Source organism: Azoarcus taiwanensis (assembly GCF_012910885.1).
In the GTDB taxonomy this organism is placed as follows: Bacteria; Pseudomonadota; Gammaproteobacteria; order Burkholderiales; family Rhodocyclaceae; genus Azoarcus_F; species Azoarcus_F taiwanensis.
Genome location: NZ_WTVM01000080.1, coordinates 1 through 18,616 on the forward strand (window position 1 = coordinate 1; position 18,616 = coordinate 18,616).

The following is an 18,616-nucleotide window of genomic DNA, read 5'->3' on the forward strand; positions in this document are numbered from 1 at the left end:
GTTTCATGCCGGTGGCCGAGCGTGTCGCGGCTCGCCGGGCGCAGCGCGCCAAGACCGTCATCCGCCTGCCGTCGTATGAGACCGTCAGCGCCGATCCGGCGATGTACGCCCATGCGTCACGGGTGTTTCACCTCGAGTCCAACCCGGGCAACGCCCGCGCGATGGTGCAGGCCCACGGCGAAGGGCCGGGGCGGCGCGACGTGTGGTTGAACCCGCCGCCGCTGCCGCTGGTGACCGAAGAGATGGATTTCGTCTTCGATCTGCCTTACGCACGCCGGCCTCACCCGGCCTACGGTGATGCGCGCATCCCGGCCTGGGACATGATCCGCTTCTCGATCAATATCATGCGCGGCTGTTTCGGTGGCTGCACCTTCTGCTCGATTACCGAACACGAGGGCCGCATCATCCAGAGTCGCTCCGAGGCGTCGATCCTGCGCGAGATCGAGGAGATCCGCGACAAGACGCCGGGTTTCAAGGGTCATATCACCGATCTCGGCGGGCCGACCGCGAACATGTACCGCATGGCCTGCAAGGACCCGAAGATCGAGTCGGCCTGTCGCCGACTGTCCTGTGTGTATCCGGACATCTGCGAGAACATGGTCACCGACCATGCCCCGTTGATCTCGCTCTACCGCAAGGCACGGGCGATTCCCGGGGTCAAGCGGGTGACGATCGGCTCGGGCCTGCGCTACGACCTCGCGGTGCGTTCACCGGAATACGTCAAGGAGCTGGTCACCCATCACGTCAGCGGGCTGCTCAAGATCGCACCTGAGCACACCGAGGAGGGCACGCTAGCGAAGATGATGAAGCCCGGCATCGGTGCCTACGACGCGTTTCGCAAGCTCTTCGACAAATACTCCGCGCTGGCCGGCAAGAAGCAGCACCTGGTACCGTACTTCATCGCCGCCCACCCGGGCTGCACCGATGAGGATATGGTCAATCTCGCGCTGTGGCTCAAGGCCAACGGCTTCAAGCCCGATCAGGTGCAAACCTTCATGCCGACGCCGATGGCCATGGCCACGACCATGTATTACTCGCGTCGTAACCCGCTGCGCCGCGTCAGCAAGGATTCCGAGATCGTCGAAACTGCCCGCGCGGGTCGCCAGCGTCGCTTCCACAAGGCCTTGCTGCGCTGGCATGATCCGGAGAACTGGCCGCTGATCCGGGAAGGGCTGACCGCGATGGGACGTGCCGACCTGATCGGCAACCGGCCACATCAGCTCGTGCCGCACCGTCAGCCTGTAACGCAACAGCCGGCACCGCCTCGCAGGAAAGAGTGCCGTTCGCAGCAGAACCCAAAACGCCGGCGGGCTTGAAGCGCCGCCCGCTCGAACCAACAATAGAGGAGAACCCATATGCCTGGCTTGCTACCCGACGTCGACCCCGACGGTTTGCTCGAATACTCGGTGGTGTTCACTGATCGATCCTTGAACCACATGTCGCGCGCCTTCCAGCAAGTCATGCGTGAGCTGTCCGCAACACTCAAATCAGTCTATCGCGCCGAAGCGGTGGCGATTGTTCCCGGGGGTGGTTCCTTCGCAATGGAGTCGGTCGCGCGTCAGTTCGCCGGCGGCGCGCGCTGTCTTGTGGTGCGCAACGGCTGGTTCAGTTTCCGCTGGACGCAAATCCTCGACATGGGTGGTTTCGCCACCGGCAGCCATGTCCTGAAGGCGAGACCAGTCAGCGGCGAGGCGCAAGCGGCATGGGCGCCGGCACCGGTCGACGAGGTCGTCGCCTGCATCCGCGACATGCGCCCTGACGTGGTCTTTGCCCCGCATGTGGAGACGTCCGCCGGCATCATGCTGCCGGACGACTACATCCGCCGCGTGGCGGACGCGGTGCATGAGGTCGGCGGTTTGATGGTGCTCGACTGTGTCGCTTCCGGGGCGATGTGGGTCGACATGCAGGCCACCGGTGTGGATGTGCTCATCAGTGCTCCCCAGAAAGGCTGGAGCGGCACCCCCTGCGCCGGTCTGGTCATGCTCGGTGAGCGTGCGCTGGCCCGCATTGACCAGACCACCAGTAGCAGTTTCGCGATGGACCTCAAGAAGTGGCTGCAAATCATGCAGGCTTATGAGAGCGGTGGTCATGCCTACCATGCCACTCTGCCCACCGACGGTCTGGTGCGCTTGCGCGAGGCCATGCGTGAAACCGAAGCCCGCGGCTTCGAGGTGTGCCGCAGCCAGCAGGCCGAATTGGGTCGCCGGGTGCGTTCCCTGCTCGCCGAACGCGGCTTTCTTAGCGTCGCGGCGGCCGGTTTCGAGGCTCCGGGCGTGGTCGTCAGTCACACGACCGACGACGGCATCCACAAGGGGACGAAGTTCGTGGAAACCGGGTTGCAGACGGCGGCGGGCGTGCCATTGCAGTGCGATGAGCCCGCCGATTTCAAGACCTTCCGCATCGGGCTGTTCGGGCTCGACAAACTGGCCGACATCGACGGCACAGTGGCAAGACTGGCACAGGCACTGGACCGGATCGGGGCAGGCTGAGCCGGTTGGCTCGCAAGTAGAAGCGCCCCGGCATCCACCGGGGGCGCCGCACAGCGAAATTGTCCGATCCTTCTCAGTCTTCCTCGCTGAGCTCGTCCGCAGGTGCCGGTGCGATCGGCTCGAGCGACAGGCGCTGCGCCTCCTTGAGCGTTTCGCCGTCGAGCATGCGTGCCACAGCCTCGCGTTCTCGTGCGGCGCCGGGCGCGTTTGACGCAGCCGCCCGGTTCATCCACACATAGGCCTGGATCGGGTTCTTGTCATACCAGACGCCATCGCGATAGAAGCGGCCGAGTTCCAGCATCCCCTCTGGGTCGGCCGCAACCGCGGCCCGTTCAACCCAGCCGGCTGCCAGTTCGTAGTTCTGCAGTGCGCCGATGCCGCTCTGGTAAATGCGCCCCAGATACACCATTGCCTCGGTGTGGCCCGAGTCGGCCGCGCGTTGCAGCCAGCTCACGGCTTCGGAGGCTTTGGCTGGCTCGATCGTGGCATCGACCAGCCGGCTCTTGCCAATGCGGTATTGCGCCTCTGCGTCCCCGGCTTCTGCGGCCTCCAGGGTTTGTGCATTGAGTGCGGCCGAGGGAACCGGACGGCCGTTGTCGTTGCCCCATTCGGCAAGTATCGGGTCCGTCGGCGAGCTGATGAAGATCGCAATGCCGAAGCTGGCGAGCATCACGGCTGCGGCCGCGGAGGCAAAGGCGGCGCGGTTGTGCTTGACTGGTGCAATGTAGCGATGCCCGCAGCCCACGCAGCGAAACGGCAGGTGCCCGGGATGGCTGCGCTTTTCGGTGTGGGACTTCCAGCGGGAGCGTCGCAGAAGTTTCGCCCCACACTCCGGGCAGATGGTCTTGTTCGGCAAAAGCATGGGTGTGTTAAGGCAGAATTCAGTGAATCAGCAGGATTATGTCGTATTTCATTGAATGTAACTTCTCTCGAAAGCTTCGATGACCAGCGTAATGCAAATTAACGTGGATAGCGGTCTCTCAGCCAGCATTGCGTCCGCCCTCGCGGCCGGATTGCTATCGCTTTCGCTGTTGTCGGGTTGCGCCGGCGACGCGCATGAGGGGATCAACCCGCGCGACGCCGCGCAGGTCGCCGCCGGCGAACGGGTCTATCGTACCTACTGTGCCGTCTGTCACGGCGCCGAACTCGAGGGGCAGCCCGAGTGGCGTCGCCGCCTCCCCAGTGGCCGTTTGCCCGCTCCCCCGCACGACGACACCGGCCACACCTGGCATCACGCCAATGCCGAGCTGATCGCGATGGTCCGCCATGGCATGGTGCCGCCACTCGCGCCTGAAGGTTACGAGAGCGACATGCCGGCCTACGCCGACATCCTCACGGACGACGAGATCCGTGCGGTGCTCGCCTTCATCCAGAGCCGCTGGTCTGACGAGGTGTGGGCGCTGCGTCGGCAGATGCGGCACTGAGCATCCGCGGCAGCTCCGAATCTCAGGTGTCGTCCGGCGATGGGCAGCAGGTTGCAGCTGTTGCGGCCGTCGGCAAACACCGCGCCACCATTCCGTTGCAGCACTCGGCGGTGAGGTAGTCGATGAGGTCCTGCATCGCTTCCATGTTTGCCCGGTAGCGCTGAAAACGCCCTTCCTGCTCAACCGACACCAGGCCGGCGTGGGTCAGCGCCTTGAGGTGGAAGGACATGTTCGTCGGCGGCACTTCGAGAGTGCTGGCGATCTCACCCGCCACTAGCCCTTCGGGCCCCGTGCGCACAAGCAGCCGGAAAACGTCGAGGCGGATGCCGGAGGAGAGCGATTCGAAGATTGCGAGGGCTGCGGGTTTTTCCATGCTTCAACAATACAACAATTTTGCAATCGTAGCGGCAGCTGGTCCGCAGCCTTGCTTCCGGGCCCTGGCTAGCTGCAGCGCTCATACGCGCAGGGAGGATGGCAGCCATCGAATGAGCCAGGTGTGACGTATTCACTTGGGCCACGGACCGGTGCCTTGTGCTATCGTTTCCGAGAGCTGGTTCGACGAAGGTTTCCACGCGCCAGTCTGCTTGCGAATGGTCGTATGCGCCCTTCTTTCCAATCAGGTGCAAGCGGTAGTTCTCGACGGGAGGTGTCTTGCATGAGGCGCCACGGTTGATTTGCATTGGCCCCGGTGCTTTCCACGCTTCTGACCAACACCATGTCCAAGCCTCCTGAGCCGCGTGATTCCATCAGTCATCGCTATTTCCGGCGTGTGTTCCGCTGGTTCATCGGTTTTGCTGTTCTGCTGACCATGGTGCTGGTAGCCGAAACGCTTTGGCAGGGGCGCGATAAGCTGCAGACTGAGTTGACCGTCTATCAGCGCTCTTTCGAACGCTCGATCGCAGCGGCCTTATGGGCGCTGGACTGGGACAAGCTGAACTCGATTGCCGTCGGCATGGTCGAGATCCCGGCCATTCGGGGAGTGCGCATCCTGGATCCGGGCGGCTCGTCCGAGATCCTGCGGATCGGAGCCTTGCCAGACCCGGGCGCAGAGATCAGAGGCTATGGTCTGACCCACCGTTTTGACCTGATCCACGAAGAAGGATTTGTTCGAGAGCGGATCGGGGTCATCGAGCTGCATTCGTCGTTCGATCAGGTATTCGAGCGCAGCCAGCGTCAGATCAGCCTGATCCTGCTACTTGGATTGCTGAAAACCCTGGTGCTCTGGTGGATCTTCCTGACCGTGGGGAGGCGGCTGATCGCAAAGCCACTGACAGAAATGGTCGAGGTCCTTGCCGATGCCGAGCCGCTGCGCCCGATGCGCTTGTCCGACGCCACCCGAAAGGCGATCGACGGCACCGAACTGGGGGCTCTGCAAGTCGCGTACGACCGCCTTATCGAGCGCGTCCAGACCGCGCAGAAAGCGCTCGAGGATGTCAATTGCAGTCTCGAGGAGCGTGTCAGGGAGCGCACGCTGGAGCTTGAGCGGGCCAATGACAAGCTGGAGCAGCTTGCACATACCGATCCGCTCACCGGACTACCAAATCGCCGCCAGTTCATTGCTGCGGCTCAAACCCTGATCGCCCTTTCGCGCCGCAGCGGCCGCCCGTTGGTATTGATCGTATGTGACATCGACGCATTCAAGCGTGTGAATGACGTCCATGGTCACACCGTTGGAGATCAGGCGATTTGCTATGTTGCCGACTGCTTGCGCAGGGCGGTTCGAGAGATCGATGTGGTGGCGCGCTTCGGTGGGGACGAGTTCGTGCTGCTGTTGCCAGACGTTTCAGCGGCCGAGGCGCTGGCGGCGGCCGAGCGTGTGCGCCAGTTGGTTTCCGGGTCGTGGATCAGCTGCCCGAACGGTGAGCGCCTCCGTGTCACGCTGAGTCTGGGGATTGCAGAGTGGGCGACCGGAGACGTGCGGCTAGAGGACTTGTTCCTGCGAGCCGACGAGCGCTTGTATCGCGCCAAGGCGGCTGGCCGAAACTGCACGATTGCGGACGACACCAATGCGCCGTCGACAGGAGATCCGAAAGCCGTGAGGAGCGCTGGGCAGCCTGCGGGTCACTAATGGTCGGTTTTCTGGCAGGAGCCGCGATACCAGGCGCCGCCGTCGAGCATGCATTCAGCGATGAACTCGTCACCAGGCTGAATCTCGAACCGCTGCGGCTGCAGTGGCGAGCCGAATGCGTCCAGATGGTGGGCTTCGTGCAGGGGTAAGAGCGATTCTGGCAACCATCGCCGATAAGCGGCCGCAAAATACCCGTCACGCTCTTGGGCGATGATGCGGTTGCTCGCTTCGATCACTGCAACACCGAGCGGCGAGCGGGAACAGGCGAGGTGGTTCAGCGTATAGGGTACGTTGCCTTTCACCGGCAGGAAGTCGTAGAGCGACACGGTGTCCGCGTTTCTCAGCACGTAAGCGTACTCGTACGGGTAGAGCAGCGATACAAGGGCACGGTCGGCGGCGAGAAGGCCGAATTTTGTTTCGATGGGACGATTCGCGGTGATCACGAACAGTTGGTTTCGCTGATCGGCTCGCGCGATGATCTCATCGAGGCCCGGACCGTAGGAGCGTCCGGCCTGAACCGCGACGACGCCCACTTCGTCATCTACCAGAGCATCAAGGTCAAGCGTGCCATCGGCGTCCAGATAGTCTCGCAGGACCGACTCCTGCGATGATTTCAGCGCCGCCGCACCGTTTGGAAACTGGGCGTGGAGCGGGTCCGCGTAGACCATGAATTGTTCGCGTTCTGCCGTGTGAAGAAACGCCGGATTGCATATGTTGGGCTTGGCTTTGATGTCGTGAAGCATGCGATGCACATTGGAGTTGCGCAGCACGTGACGGTAGCCGTCCAGTTCGGCGATCAGGCGCCACCGGATCAGGTCGGTATATCCCTGTCCGCGCAATTCTCCTGTGGTGTTCTGAATCGGCGGCAAGTCGATCAGATACCACTCGATCACGGGCGGCATTTCAGCTTTGGCTGTGGGTGCCGTCAGTCCTGCAAGCGCGGCGAACACCGCGCAGAATGCGCTTCGCCATCGCCCGGATTGTGCTTCGTGCCCGTTGGCTGACACGGTATCGTTGGCCACGCCGATTCCTCACTGAGGCTTTCTTCCGAGAAATCTAACATGGCTCAACGGGATGAGGCTGCGGATCTGCCGAAACCAAGAGTTGAGGGTGTCGAATCCTGATGTGCAGTGAAGCTGTTGAAAGGGGGAGGCACATGCTCGTGCTGCGCCACAGCTGCGACAAGCGCTTGTGGTGCCACAGCCTTTGAGTATGGACGCCGAGTCGCTCAAAGGGCCGCTAAGCACCAGCGAGCGCACGCAGCCGCCCCGCGCCGATCGGCTCCTCCTGAAGTAAGGGCACGACCGCATGACGCCGAGCGTGCTCAGTCGCGACCGCTTCGATTTCGGGCAACTCGTTGGCCGCGCGACGGCGCAGCAGGGGAGAGCTGGGGCGGGCGGCGGAGACGCTGTTGTTGATTACCCAGGCCCAGGGCTCAATGCCGGCGCGGCGCAGGTCGGACTGAAGGGCCGCGGCTTCGAGTACCGGAGTGGTCTCGGCCAGGGTGACGAGAAGCACCTTGGTCTGTTTCGGGTCCTGCAACTGCATCATCGGAGTGGTGAAGTGCATGCCCTTGTCGCCCATCTGGCGGGCGATCTCGCGATGGTAGGCGCCGGTGGCGTCGAGCAACAGCAGGGTGTGGCCGGTGGGCGCGGTGTCCATGATGACGAACTTGCGCCCGGCCTCGCGGATGATGCGCGAGAAAGCCTGGAAGACCGCGATCTCCTCGGTGCAGGGCGAGCGCAGGTCCTCTTCCAGCAACGCACGGCCCTGTTGGTCGAGATCCTTGCCCTTGGTGGCGAGCACATGCTGGCGATAGCGCTCGGTTTCCGCATGCGGGTCGATGCGGCTGACTTCGAGGCCGGAGACCGAGCCGGCAAGTGTTTCGGTGAGGTGGGCGGCCGGGTCGGAAGTGGTCAGATGCACCGGCAGTCCACGGCTGGCGAGCTCCACCGCGACCGCGGCGGCGAGCGTGGTCTTGCCGACGCCGCCCTTGCCCATGAGCATGACCAGGCCGTGGCCGTCCGCGGCGATGTCGTCGACTAGTGCGGCGAGCGACCGCGCGTTGGCCTCGTGGTTTCCTGGATCACCTTCATCAGGCACCGTCTGATCGATGAACAGGCCTCGCAGCGCGTCGAGGCCGACGAGGTTGAAGGGCTTAAGTGCGAGTTCGTCACGAGGCAGTGTGCGCAGCGGTTCGGGCATGGCAGCGAGGGCGTCCTGTTCGCGCTGGTGGAGTGCTGCCGCGAGCGTGTCGCTGGCGGCTTCGGCCGCCGGCAGAATGCCGTTGACGACCAGATGCTGACGGGTCAGTCCAATGGCTGCGAGCTCGTCGTGGGTGCGGGCGACTTCGCGCAGGCTCGCCTGTTGTGCGCGGGCGACGAGGACCAGGCGGGTGCGTGCCGCATCCGCAAGCGCGTCGACCGCGGCCTTGTACTGGCTGCGCTGCTTGTCCAGCCCGGCCAGAGGGCCGAGGCACGAGGCATCGCCCTGGCCGGCTTCCAGAAAACCGCTCCAGGCGCCGGGTAGCTGCAGCAACCGGATGGTGTGGCCGGTGGGCGCGGTGTCGAACAGGATGTGGTCGTAGTCGCGGGTGATGGCGGAGTCGGTCAGCAGCGCGGTGAACTCGTCGAAAGCGGCGATCTCGGTGGTGCAGGCACCGGATAGTGACTCTTCGATGCCGCGCACGACTTCGTCCGGCAACACGCCGCGCACCGGGCCGACCAGGCGCTCGCGGTATTCCCGTGCGGCGGCCTCGGGGTCGATCTCGAGCGCGGCCAACCGGCTTACCGCGGGAATCGTGGTGATGCGGTTGCCGATCTCGATGCCGAACACCTGGCCGACGTTGGAGGCCGGATCGGTGCTGACCAGCAACACCGTGCGCCCCGCCTGCGCCAGCGTGATTGCGCTGGCGCAGGCGATGGAGGTCTTGCCGACTCCGCCCTTGCCGGTGAAGAACAGGTAGCGGGGGGCTTGCTCGAGAAAGCGGGGCGTTGCGGTGTATTGCATGACGTCGGCTCGGTGTGGATTGCGGCTTGTGGAGGGCTTGGGACGGATCAGCAGCAGCGACTGCCCGGGCAGCAGGACGAGGCCGAAGCGGTTTCCACGGTGGGAGCCGCGAGGCCGGCCCACTGCGCAAGTTCGGCGCGCGTGGGGTAGCGGCCGGCGAGCGCGATCTCGCCATCGATCAGGATCAGCGGCAGCGCCTCCTGCCCTGAACGTTCGAGAAAGCGCTTGACGGTGTCGTTCTGTGCGAAGACGAGCGGCTCCTGCGCGAGGTTGAAGCGCTCGATGGCCGCGCCCTGGCCCTTGGCCCAGTCGATGTCAGCCGCGAACGTGACCAGTGCCTGGTCGACGTCGACACCGCAGACGCCGGTGCTGCAACACAGGGAGGGGTCGAAGATCTGGATGTTTGCCATGTGAGTATCTCCTATGGACGAGGGTGAGAGTCAGGCAGTCAGCGTGCCGATGCGGTCGAGCTCGGCCTTCAGGCGGGTGCGATCCTCCGCGAGTTCCGCCAGCGGCAGGACCAGCATGGCCTCGATGCGGGCGCGCAGGATGCGGTAGGCGGTGACGAAGGCGGCGTCGATCTCGGCGTCGGTGCCGGTGGCGTGAGCCGGGTCGTCCACGCCCCAGTGGGTGCGCAGCGCCGGCCCGAGATAGGCCGGGCAGGTCTCGCCTGCAGCGCTGGCGCACACGGTGATGACGATGTCCGGCGTGACCGGCAGGTCGTCCCAGGATTTGCTGTGCAGACCGTCGGTGGCGATGCCTTCGCGCTCGAGCAGCGCCAGCGAGCGCGGGTGGACCTGGCCGATGGGCTGGCTGCCAGCGCTTACCGCGTGCCAGCCTTCAGGCGCGAGATGGTTGAAGGTGGCTTCGCCGAGAATGGAGCGGCACGAGTTGCCGGTGCAGAGGAAGAGGACGTTCATGAGGTCTGGTCCGGGTCGCATCGTCGATTTGATTCATGCAATACTACAACAAGCTTTGAAATAAAGGTGGGTGAGCCCCGGGTGCTGGAATCTGACGCCTTGCCGCTGGCGACCACCCATCCGGCTTCGCTGCCACTCGCGCTACCGCTGTAAGGCGTGTTCCGCTGCGATCCCCAAACTCGCCCTTCGGGCTCAAACAGCGGGGATCGCGGCCGCTACACACGCCAACAGCGGCATGCGCTCGGGCAGAGGCGCCTCCTGGGTGGTCGCCAGCGGCACTCCAACATGGTGGCCTCGTTATGGACCTACGTCTGCTCCTGACAGCTTCTTCCTGTCCGAGCGGTTGTGATCGGTGCCCGCTTCGCTGCTATCCTCGTACCCTCGCTTGCTTCACCACAACAACAAGACGCTCCCCCTAAGATGAACTCCAAATTCCTGGAAGGCGGCCGGGAAGGCTTTCGCACTTTCCTGCCATTGTCGGTTGGCCTCGTCCCCTGGGCGATCGTGACCGGGGTCGCGATGCGCTCGATTGGGCTGTCGCCGCTGGAAGCCTTCGGCATGAACGTCATCGTGTTTGCCGGCACTGCGCAGCTCGGCACGCTGCCGCTGATCGCGGTGGGTACGCCGATCTGGCTCATCGTGCTCACCGCGCTGGTGCTCAACCTGCGCTTCGTGATCTTCAGTGCTGCACTGGCCCCCGCTTTTGCCGGCGAGCGCTGGCCGCGCCGGGTATTGGCCAGCTATCTGCTGGTCGACGGCACCTTCGCGGTGTTGTCGGATCGGCTGCTCAAGGCGACCGATCCGCACTGGCGCTGGGGCTGCTACATCGTCCCGTCGCTATGGTGCTGGGCCTTGTGGCAGCTCTTCGTAATGGTCGGTGTGTTCGGTGCTGGCGCCTTGCCGCAGGACTGGTCGCTCGAGTTCATGGCGACCATCGCGCTACTCGTGATGCTGGTGCCCATGTGCGCGACCCGGCCGATGATGCTGGCGGCGGTCGCCGGTGGTGTCGGTGCGGTACTGATGCGCGGTTTGCCGCTCAAGCTCGGACTTATCGCCGGCATCTTCATCGGCATCATCGCCGGCTTCGCGGCGGAGCACTGGGCGGCCCGCAGGAGGTCGTCATGAGCGAAGGCTGGTGGTTGTGGCTCACGCTGTTCCTGATCGGCGGCACGACGATGCTGACCCGGGGCAGTTTCATCATCCCGGGCGAGCGGGCGAGATTGCCGCCGGTCGCACACCGGGTGTTGCGCTACGCGCCGGCGGCGGCGCTCGCGGCGTTGATCGCCCCCGACCTGCTGCTCGACGACGGTGCGCTCGACCCGTTCAACCCCAAGCTGTTGGCCGGCCTTCTGGTGATCGTAATCGCGTGGCGCTCGCGCAACCCGTGGCTACCCTTCATTCTGGGTATGGGGGCGCTGCTGGCGATGCGGAAACTGCTTGGGTGGTGAGGGTCAACTCGACTGCCGGATTGCGAGCACTGCTTGATTGCGCAAGGTACGCAATAGCGTGAGTTCGTGCTCGCTGATGCGGATGCTGTTGGGGGTCTGCTTTTCGGCGTAGATCAGCGCGACCGGGCGCTGGCGAACGACCAGTGGCAGCAGCACAAAGCTGCGAGCGCGGGTCGCCGACCGAAACCAGTCGGGGATGCGGGCTGCGATGGCCGGGTCACCGACATCGCTGATCAGGACGTCGGCACCCTTGTCCAGCGATGCGTGGAAAATGTCCGGTGTGAAATCCAGTCCGATGCGGAAGGTGCGGGCGAGCTCGGCTGCGTCGGGTCCGAAGCCGAAGCGGCCCTGCATCGTGCGCTGCTTGGGGTCCCGAATACAGAGTACGACCCGCTCGAAGCCCATCGCACGGTAGATGACCTCCAGGATCATTCGCAGGATGTCGTTGAGGCGAAAATCCTCGACGAGGCTGTTGCTGATCTCCTGAATGCCGGCAGCAAGAATGTCCTGAGCTTCACTGCGGCTGCTTCCGGCGGCATCGGCAGTGGGTAGCCGCGCCTGCTCGAGCGCCTCGCTCGCTGCGTCGCTCCCGGCGGTCATGGCAACCTTGCTGCGCTGACCGGAAAACTGATTCAAGCTGCGGCCAAGCGGTGTGCGTTCGAGACTGAGGCCAACGACCCGGGCGAAATCCATGGTTTCGGCAACTGCCGAGTCCATGTTTGCTTCGAACGCCTCGTTCGACAGATCGAGCATTCGGGCGCAGCGGCTACGAAGCATGCCGATCGCCTTTTCGCGGGCCTCCCCGTGGGTCTGACCTATCGTGTCGGCCAACTCGGTGGCCAGCGTCGCGAGCGCTCGCATGCGCTCTCCGGCATTGGCCGGCTTGCGGACGATCCCTTCCGGCAGGGGGCGCATGCTGTCGACGATCGCGGGCGGAAAGCCCCAATTGCGTGCGACACCGATGCCGAGCTCGTGGAGCGGCATGCCAAGTACCTTGATTGCGGCGTTTTCCTCACTGCAACCGCTGCGTTCGCATTCGGTGGCGATGCGATCGGCTTCCTCGGGGAAATAGAAGCGTGTCAGTAGCCGTCCGAGGTGATGAAACAGGGCACAGATATAGGCCTGCTCACGATCCCGGCCGTCGCCGGCAAGCTCGCGCCCAAGCGACCCCGAGAGGTTTGCGAGCAGGCAGGACTGCATCAGCGTGTCCGCATCCGGCCGATCACGGACATGGTCGAACAAGACCACGGCCAACGCGATATTACGCACCGCGTCGAAGCCCATTACGAGCACTGCACGCGACACCGTGCTGATCGTGCCCGCGCCGGCTCGGCGGAAGTGGGGTGAGTTCACGACCCGCAGCAGTTTGTTGGTCAGCGCGAAGTCGCGCAGCAGGAGCGCGGAGAGTTTTTCGACATTTTCCTTTTCGCTGGACGCGATGCGGTTGATTGCTTCGACCGACTCGGCGAGCGCGGGAAAATCCTTGTGATGCCGCATCCGCCGCAGCAGGAATTCGAGCGTGCCCTTGCCGCCGCCGGCAAGAGGAGTGTCGGCTTCATTCGATTCAGGCGGCGATTCGGTATCCATGGCTTGCACGTTCGGTGGGGACTCGAATATGGATTGGCACGACGAGTGTAGCACCGGCTTACGGTGCTTCAACCGAATCCGAAGCGTCCCAGCAGTAGTGCAAGTCCACAGGCCATGAGTAGTAGTGGAACCGACCAGCGATGGAAATCGCGCCACAGTCCAGGCTGGCGGGAAAGGCGCAGCGCGATGAGGTTGGCCAGCGAGCCGATCGCGAGGCCGAAACCGCCCACGCTCACGCCCCAGGCCAGCGCGCGCATGTCCTCGGTGAAGCCGGAGAGGAAGATGGTCGCAGGTACGTTGGATATGGCTTGCGACAACAGCACACCGGCGGTGAACACCCCGCCGGGTAGCGCGTCGATGCCAGTCGCGAGGGACTGCATGACCGGCAGGGCGGCCAGCAGACCGAGATCCACGAACATCAGCACGAACACCGCAAGCAACAGCCAGTCAACGCCGCGCAGCACCCGCGGGCGCAGTAGTGCGAACACCCCGATGACCGCCAGCGCGGTCGCCACCGCGTGGCCGAGATCGGTGAGCAGGAGAAAGGCAGGATACAAGGCCAGTGACAGGTGCAGGAGTTTGCGGTCGAGCACCGGCGGGGCACTTCCCGGCCGCACCTCGATGCGCAGCGACGGAAAGGCGAGCGGGATCGCCGCGAGCACCAGCAGTGTGAGCGCGAGGCCGAGCGGCAGCATCATCGCGACGAAGTCCATGAAGCTCAACGTCGTCGATTGCCAGATGAAGAGGTTCTGCGGATTGCCCACCGGGCTCAACGTCGAGCCGGCATTGACCGCGAGTGCCTCGAACACCACCAGCCGGCCCACCGGCAGATCGGCGACCGCACGCAGGCTGATGGTGAGCGGTACAACGATGAACAAGGCCACATCGTTGGTGACCACCGCCGCGAGCGCGGCCGAGAAAAGCACCAGCGCAAGCGCAAGCGTGCGTTCGCCATGCACTTTGGTGAGCAGTCTGCGCCCCGCGAGCGCGAGATAGCCGCTGTCCTCCAGCCCCCGGCTCAGCACCAGCAGGCCAGCGAGCGCCCCGATGGTCTTCCAGTCGACCAGATGGTGCAGTGAGTGCACCGCTTCCGGCTGCGCCAGCAGCAGTGGCACTGCGGCGGCAAGCAGCACCACCAGCAAGCGGTCTTCGGCGACGCGCGACAGGAGATGACGCAGGAGACGCATGGGTGGGTGTGCAAGAGAACTGTGAAGGCGTGATCATGAACGAAAAGCTCCTCTGCGAGAGGCGCTGGCGTTTGATCTGTGCGCGAGGTGTCTTTAGTCCATGATCTTGCCGATGCCGTCCAGGTAGGCCTCGCCATAGTCGATCACCGCGTCGCGCTTCATGCCTTCGGTCGCCCAGTGCATGTCGGCGACGGTGTCGTGCAGCAGGCGAAGCTCGTCGATCAGGCGTTGCAGAGTGTCCTCGAGAGTGTAGGCGAGGCTGTGGATGTCTTGCATGTCATGGTCGGTGACGTCGCCGGCGAGCAGCGCGGCGAGTTTGCGGTTGCTGTCGCGCAGGTTGGCTACCGCCTCTTCCACCGTTTCGGACTGCAGGGCCTGATGATGAACGACCCGCGATGGTGTCGGCTCAGCGGCGTGGGCAAGGGGGGCGAGGAAAGCGGCGGAAACGAGGATGAAGCGTGCGATGGTGGCTTTCATTAGGGCTCCAGAGTGAACGGGGAGAATGCAAGAATGGAGGCGAGACAGACGACGAATGGAGTCGATCGGCTCACAGGGGAAACCGAGTTTGCTGTCGGGCTTGTGCCGAGATGCCGGGCAGGTGATCACGCCATTCGCTCAGCGCAACCGGGTCGTCGCCGTCGAGCTCGATGCGGTTGAACACCGGGATGGCCCCGCTGGCCTGTAGCCAGTCGTCCACGCGTCGTCCGAAGGCACAGAAGTCGCGATATCGGCGATCACCGAGCGCGAGCAACAGGAACGGGAGCCTGTCGAGTTCGGCCCGTCGGCGCATGACCGTGTCGACGAATTGCTGGGCGTTATCGGGTGCGTCGCCTTTGCGGCAGGTGCTGGCAATCACGACCAGTTGCGCGCACTCGCTCAGATCGATGAGGGTGGCGCTGCCGAGCGGCGCGATGCGGACCGCCAGGCCGGATAGCGCGAGCGTCTGTGCAGTTTCCTGCGCGAGGGCTTCGGCGAAGCCGGTCTGGCTGGCGAACGCTACGAGGATTGGCCGTACGCGACGGGCCTCGTGCGACGCGTGCCGTGGCCCGGAGCCCGGCACGCTGCTGCGCGCCAGCCGTGCGCGGTTCCAGCTATAGGCGCACAAGCCGCTGTAGGCGAGGACGAGGCTGGCCGCGGTCGCGAGCCGAACGGGATCTTCGATGAGCATGCTTCAGCCCCGGGCCTTGCAGTGCCTGCCGAATGACCCAAAGCGCAGACGGATCACTGCGACAACACCTCCAGGGTCACTGCATACGACACCCGGCGCTGTGCGTTTGCGAGCGTGGTGTTCTCGTCGTCGGCCGAGGCTTCCATGCGGTACATGCCCGGTTTGGGCCAGGTGTAGCTGATGCGCCCGTGGCCGTCCGTGGTCAGGGCCGCCTTCTCGAGCTGGTCGCGGTAGCGGGTGCCGCCGGCCATGATGCTGACTTCCACTCCGGCAGCAGGCTTGCCATCGATGGTGAAGGCGAAGGTGGCCTCTTCGCCCTCGTACAAATCGTTGGGGTGGGTAACCGGGTGGACTTCCAGGCCCTGGCCGGTCGGGGCGATCTCCGACGGGCTGCCGACGGTGACGAAGGTTTCGATGCGGGATATGGACTCCCGTACCGAAAGCTCGGGTGCGTCGGCGGGCACGTTGGTGGCGAGATCTTCATGACGGCCGCGCCAGCGGCGGGTTTCTTCGCCCTCTTTCCAGCTTGCCATGACGCTGGCGTTGACCAGCGCGATGCGGTACGAGCCCGCTTCCGGAAGGTTGGCATCGAACACCGTGCGCAGGTGGCCCTGCATCATGTTCTCCGGTTCGACGCTGATGCCTTGCGGGCCGGTGATGAACAGGTTGTCCTGGATACGCAGCGGGCGGTAGGTGAAGTGGAAGGCGTCGTTCGACACTGCGCCGTCGACGGTGACCGGGCCGCTGCGGGACAGCACGGTGGAGGACGGCAGCAGCCAGACGTCATGTGCATGCGCCGCGGACGTGAGGGTCACGGCAGCGATGGAAGCGAGGAGAATCGTGCGGGAGAGTTTCATGCGGACTCCGTGGTATGAGGTTCCGGGGATCAGGGGGCGAGCCGTACTGCGATCGCGCCCAGTTCGTGTTCGCCTTGGGCATTGAGGGTGGCACCGGCGGTCAGCGGCCATTGCAGGGGCACGGTGATGACCTCGCGCCCGCCGTGCTCGCGCGAAGCCTCGACGATGAGCCGGTATTCGCCGGCGGCAAGCTCGCCCAGCGGCACCTGGCCGATGGTGTAGCTGATGGTGTGGGTGCCAGGTGCGCGCGTGGCGCTGGTGACGCCGTCGATCGGCACGGTCAGGTCACGTCCGATGCGCCGCCACCACAGGCGCATGTCCTTGAGCCATTCGGTGCCGCGCGCGTCGCGCATGTTCACGTCGTACCAGACGGCGAGATTCGCGGCCACCGAGTTGTCCGGACGCTCGATCCACACCGCGACGTAGGGGCGTCGGTAGTCGCTGACATTGAAAGCGGGCAACTCGATATCGACGGTCAGATCGGCCGCCGCCAGCGGATGGGCGATGAGGGCGCAAAGTGCGGCAAGGGCGAGTCTTGTCTTGATGGGCATGACAGTCCTAGTGCATGAAGAGAACGATGATGAGCAGGGGAATCAGCGCGCCGAGACCGACCATCGGCCACACCAGTGGGCGCTGGCGAGCGTGTATCCACAGGATGAAGAGGCCGGTTAGTGAGAACACGATGCAGGCGGCCGCGAAGAGGTCGATGAACAGGCTCCATGCGGGGCCCGTATTGCGGCCCTTGTGCAGGTCGTTGAGCCAGGCGACGGTGCCGCGGTCGACCCGCTCGTACTCGACGGTGCCAGTGGCCAGGTCGATTGAAAGCCAGGCGTCGCCGCCGGGGCGAGGCATCGCGAGGTAGATTTCGTCGCTGCTCCACTCCGCGGGGAGGGTTGGAACAGGTTGACCGAGTTCGTCGGCGAGCCAACGGCGCAGGACTGGTGGCAGCGGACCCGAGGGCGAGGATTCGGCGATTCTCGCGAGCGTGTCGCGCATCGCAGGTCCGATCTGGATCTCCGCGCGTTCGACGTGTGTCTCCACCTTGATCGCATTCGGGTGGTTGAGTGTGATGCCGGTGACCGAAAACAGCAGCATGCCGATCAGACAGATCGCCGAGCTGATCCAGTGCCATTGCATCAGGTGTCGAAGCCACCACGCACGCCGCTCGCGCATGGTCGCGAGAGCGTCGAAGTCTGGGTGACGGTTTGAGAGAGGCGGCTTCAGGGCGCGCGATCCCGTGGGTGGGGCGTAGGAGGGCATGGTTGCAGAGCGCACGGCGACCGCATTGCGATCGCCGCATTACGCCGTCAGAAGCTCATGTTCGCGGAGATCCAGTACGTGCGGCCGGCCGGGCTCATGCCCTTGATCGCTGCACTGGTCTTGAAGTACGCACTACCCCACACCTCGTCGCCGGCCAGGTTGGTCCAGCGTTTGAACTCACGAAAGTCCTTGTCCAGCAGGTTCAGGACGCTGGCATTCAGGGTGAGTGCCTCCGAGATGCGGTGCGAGCCGCCGAGGCTGAACAAGGTGTATGCCTTCAGGTCACCGAGGGCTTCGTACTCCAGCTGGGTGTTGCCGGTGAAGTTCTTCGGATCGCCATTGAACCGACGGCTCTTGCCGCGGTACTCACCGCGCAGCCACAGGCTGGTCTTCTCGCTGGCCTGCCAGCGCAGTTGTGCGTTGGCCATGTGTTTGGCGGTGTCGCTGAGCTGACCGTTCTTTTCTCCTTGCTGGATGATCTCGCTGTCGGTCCAAGTGTAGTTGAGGCTGAGATCCCATCCGGTGGCCAGCGGGACGCGGGTTGATACTTCTAGGCCCCAGGTCCGCGCTTCGTCGTTGTTGATCGAGTAGGTGGCAGCAGGGTTGGCGGCGCAGCTTGAGATGAAGTTGACGGCGCAGTCGCCACCGCTACCGATCTTGTCCTTGATTCGGTTGTGGAAGACGGTGGCGGATCCGCTGAGCCCCCGTCCGCCGTCGAAGAGCAGTGCCAGTTCGCGGCTGGTGCTGATCTCGGGCTTCAAGTTGGGGTTGCCGATGCTTATCGACGTTCCCTGGCCGCCGATGCCGCTGACGCCATCAATGAGTTGTTCGAGACGGGGCGCACGGAAGCCGCGACTCACACCGCCTTTGACGGTCCATGCTTCGGTTGCGTTCCAGACGAGATAGGCGCGCGGACTGGTCTGGCCGCCGAACGCGTCATGACGGTCATGCCTCAGGCCGAGCGTTGCGGTAAGCGAACCGGTGAGTTGCCATTCGTCTTCTCCGAACACCGACCACATGCGCTGGCGGTGATTCTCGGGCAGCAAGCCGTCCTCGAGCTTTGCTTCCCACCATTGCGCGCCGAACGTCGCAATATGCGCCTCGCCAAGCGGCGCGATGAGCTTGGTATCGAACACGGTGTTGGAGGTCTCGAGTTTGCGGTCGGTGCCGATTGAAGGGTCGCTGGCGGGGCGTGAGGC

20 protein-coding genes are annotated in these 18,616 nt (G+C 64.3%); 6 read left to right on the top strand and 14 right to left on the bottom strand.

Features of this window, described 5'->3' with window-relative positions:
- Positions 1-1,316 (top strand): YgiQ family radical SAM protein (locus tag GPA21_RS13030; RefSeq protein ID WP_168988582.1); only part of this gene is annotated, 1,316 nt, incomplete at its 5' end.
- A 39-nt stretch (positions 1,317-1,355) separates the two neighbouring features.
- A complete protein-coding gene (locus GPA21_RS13035; protein ID WP_168988583.1) occupies positions 1,356-2,489 on the top strand; it encodes an aminotransferase class V-fold PLP-dependent enzyme in 1,134 nt (377 codons plus the stop codon).
- A gap of 73 nt (positions 2,490-2,562) precedes the next feature.
- Here GPA21_RS13035 and GPA21_RS13040 read toward each other — a convergent pair whose 3' ends face one another.
- Positions 2,563-3,351: a tetratricopeptide repeat protein gene (locus GPA21_RS13040; RefSeq protein ID WP_168988584.1), complete on the bottom strand. Its 789-nt coding sequence runs from the start codon at positions 3,349-3,351 to the stop codon at positions 2,563-2,565.
- 91 nt (positions 3,352-3,442) lie between these two features.
- On the opposite strand from GPA21_RS13040, the gene GPA21_RS13045 reads away from it, so the two are divergent.
- The gene (locus GPA21_RS13045; protein WP_168988585.1) at positions 3,443-3,913 is read left to right on the top strand and encodes a c-type cytochrome; all 471 of its coding nucleotides are present in this window, start codon (positions 3,443-3,445) and stop codon (positions 3,911-3,913) included.
- A gap of 22 nt (positions 3,914-3,935) precedes the next feature.
- On the opposite strand, the gene GPA21_RS13050 is transcribed toward GPA21_RS13045, so the two are convergent.
- Positions 3,936-4,286: an ArsR/SmtB family transcription factor gene (locus GPA21_RS13050; RefSeq protein WP_168988586.1), complete on the bottom strand. Its 351-nt coding sequence runs from the start codon at positions 4,284-4,286 to the stop codon at positions 3,936-3,938.
- Between the two features lie 342 nt (positions 4,287-4,628).
- On the opposite strand from GPA21_RS13050, the gene GPA21_RS13055 reads away from it, so the two are divergent.
- Complete coding sequence (locus tag GPA21_RS13055) at positions 4,629-5,981, top strand: GGDEF domain-containing protein (protein WP_168988587.1); 1,353 nt, start codon at positions 4,629-4,631, stop codon at positions 5,979-5,981.
- On the opposite strand, the gene GPA21_RS13060 is transcribed toward GPA21_RS13055, so the two are convergent.
- The 4 genes from GPA21_RS13060 to GPA21_RS13075 all read right to left on the bottom strand — a co-directional run bounded on the left by GPA21_RS13060 (position 5,978) and on the right by GPA21_RS13075 (position 9,910).
- A complete protein-coding gene (locus GPA21_RS13060; protein ID WP_168988588.1) occupies positions 5,978-6,931 on the bottom strand; it encodes a hypothetical protein in 954 nt (317 codons plus the stop codon). The two genes, GPA21_RS13055 and GPA21_RS13060, sit on opposite strands and share 4 nt — an antisense overlap.
- A gap of 289 nt (positions 6,932-7,220) precedes the next feature.
- A complete protein-coding gene (gene arsA / locus GPA21_RS13065) occupies positions 7,221-8,990 on the bottom strand; it encodes an arsenical pump-driving ATPase (RefSeq protein ID WP_168988589.1) in 1,770 nt (589 codons plus the stop codon).
- Positions 8,991-9,037: 47 nt separating this feature from the next.
- On the bottom strand, positions 9,038-9,400 hold the full coding sequence (gene arsD, locus GPA21_RS13070) for an arsenite efflux transporter metallochaperone ArsD (protein WP_168988590.1): 363 nt from the start codon (positions 9,398-9,400) through the stop codon (positions 9,038-9,040).
- A gap of 30 nt (positions 9,401-9,430) precedes the next feature.
- Positions 9,431-9,910 carry an arsenate reductase ArsC gene (locus tag GPA21_RS13075; protein WP_168988591.1) on the bottom strand — a complete coding sequence of 160 codons (480 nt, stop codon included), beginning with the start codon at positions 9,908-9,910 and terminating at the stop codon, positions 9,431-9,433.
- A gap of 420 nt (positions 9,911-10,330) precedes the next feature.
- On the opposite strand from GPA21_RS13075, the gene GPA21_RS13080 reads away from it, so the two are divergent.
- Together GPA21_RS13080 and GPA21_RS13085 are read left to right on the top strand one after the other, a co-directional pair.
- Positions 10,331-11,035 carry an AzlC family ABC transporter permease gene (locus GPA21_RS13080; protein WP_168988592.1) on the top strand — a complete coding sequence of 235 codons (705 nt, stop codon included), beginning with the start codon at positions 10,331-10,333 and terminating at the stop codon, positions 11,033-11,035.
- On the top strand, positions 11,032-11,358 hold the full coding sequence (locus GPA21_RS13085; RefSeq protein WP_168988593.1) for an AzlD domain-containing protein: 327 nt from the start codon (positions 11,032-11,034) through the stop codon (positions 11,356-11,358). The genes GPA21_RS13080 and GPA21_RS13085 overlap by 4 nt, the downstream gene beginning before the upstream one ends.
- A 3-nt stretch (positions 11,359-11,361) precedes the next feature.
- Here the strand turns inward: GPA21_RS13085 and GPA21_RS13090 are convergent, their stop codons facing one another.
- The 8 genes from GPA21_RS13090 to GPA21_RS13125 all read right to left on the bottom strand — a co-directional run.
- A complete protein-coding gene (locus GPA21_RS13090) occupies positions 11,362-12,945 on the bottom strand; it encodes an HDOD domain-containing protein (RefSeq protein WP_168988594.1) in 1,584 nt (527 codons plus the stop codon).
- A 68-nt stretch (positions 12,946-13,013) separates the two neighbouring features.
- On the bottom strand, positions 13,014-14,132 hold the full coding sequence (locus GPA21_RS13095; protein ID WP_168988595.1) for an SLC13 family permease: 1,119 nt from the start codon (positions 14,130-14,132) through the stop codon (positions 13,014-13,016).
- A gap of 93 nt (positions 14,133-14,225) precedes the next feature.
- A complete protein-coding gene (locus GPA21_RS13100; RefSeq protein WP_168988596.1) occupies positions 14,226-14,609 on the bottom strand; it encodes a DUF6746 family protein in 384 nt (127 codons plus the stop codon).
- A gap of 70 nt (positions 14,610-14,679) precedes the next feature.
- Entirely contained in the window at positions 14,680-15,300 is a 621-nt protein-coding gene (locus tag GPA21_RS13105; RefSeq protein WP_168988597.1) for a flavodoxin domain-containing protein, read from the bottom strand.
- Positions 15,301-15,353: 53 nt separating this feature from the next.
- Entirely contained in the window at positions 15,354-16,157 is an 804-nt protein-coding gene (locus tag GPA21_RS13110; RefSeq protein WP_168988598.1) for a DUF4198 domain-containing protein, read from the bottom strand.
- A 29-nt stretch (positions 16,158-16,186) separates the two neighbouring features.
- Positions 16,187-16,708: a DUF2271 domain-containing protein gene (locus tag GPA21_RS13115; RefSeq protein ID WP_168988599.1), complete on the bottom strand. Its 522-nt coding sequence runs from the start codon at positions 16,706-16,708 to the stop codon at positions 16,187-16,189.
- Between the two features lie 7 nt (positions 16,709-16,715).
- Positions 16,716-17,330 (bottom strand): PepSY-associated TM helix domain-containing protein, encoded by a 615-nt coding sequence (locus GPA21_RS13120; protein ID WP_211163584.1) that lies wholly within the window; start codon positions 17,328-17,330, stop codon positions 16,716-16,718.
- A 134-nt stretch (positions 17,331-17,464) separates the two neighbouring features.
- On the bottom strand, positions 17,465-18,616 hold a 1,152-nt coding region (locus tag GPA21_RS13125), incomplete at its 5' end, for a TonB-dependent receptor domain-containing protein (RefSeq protein WP_168988601.1).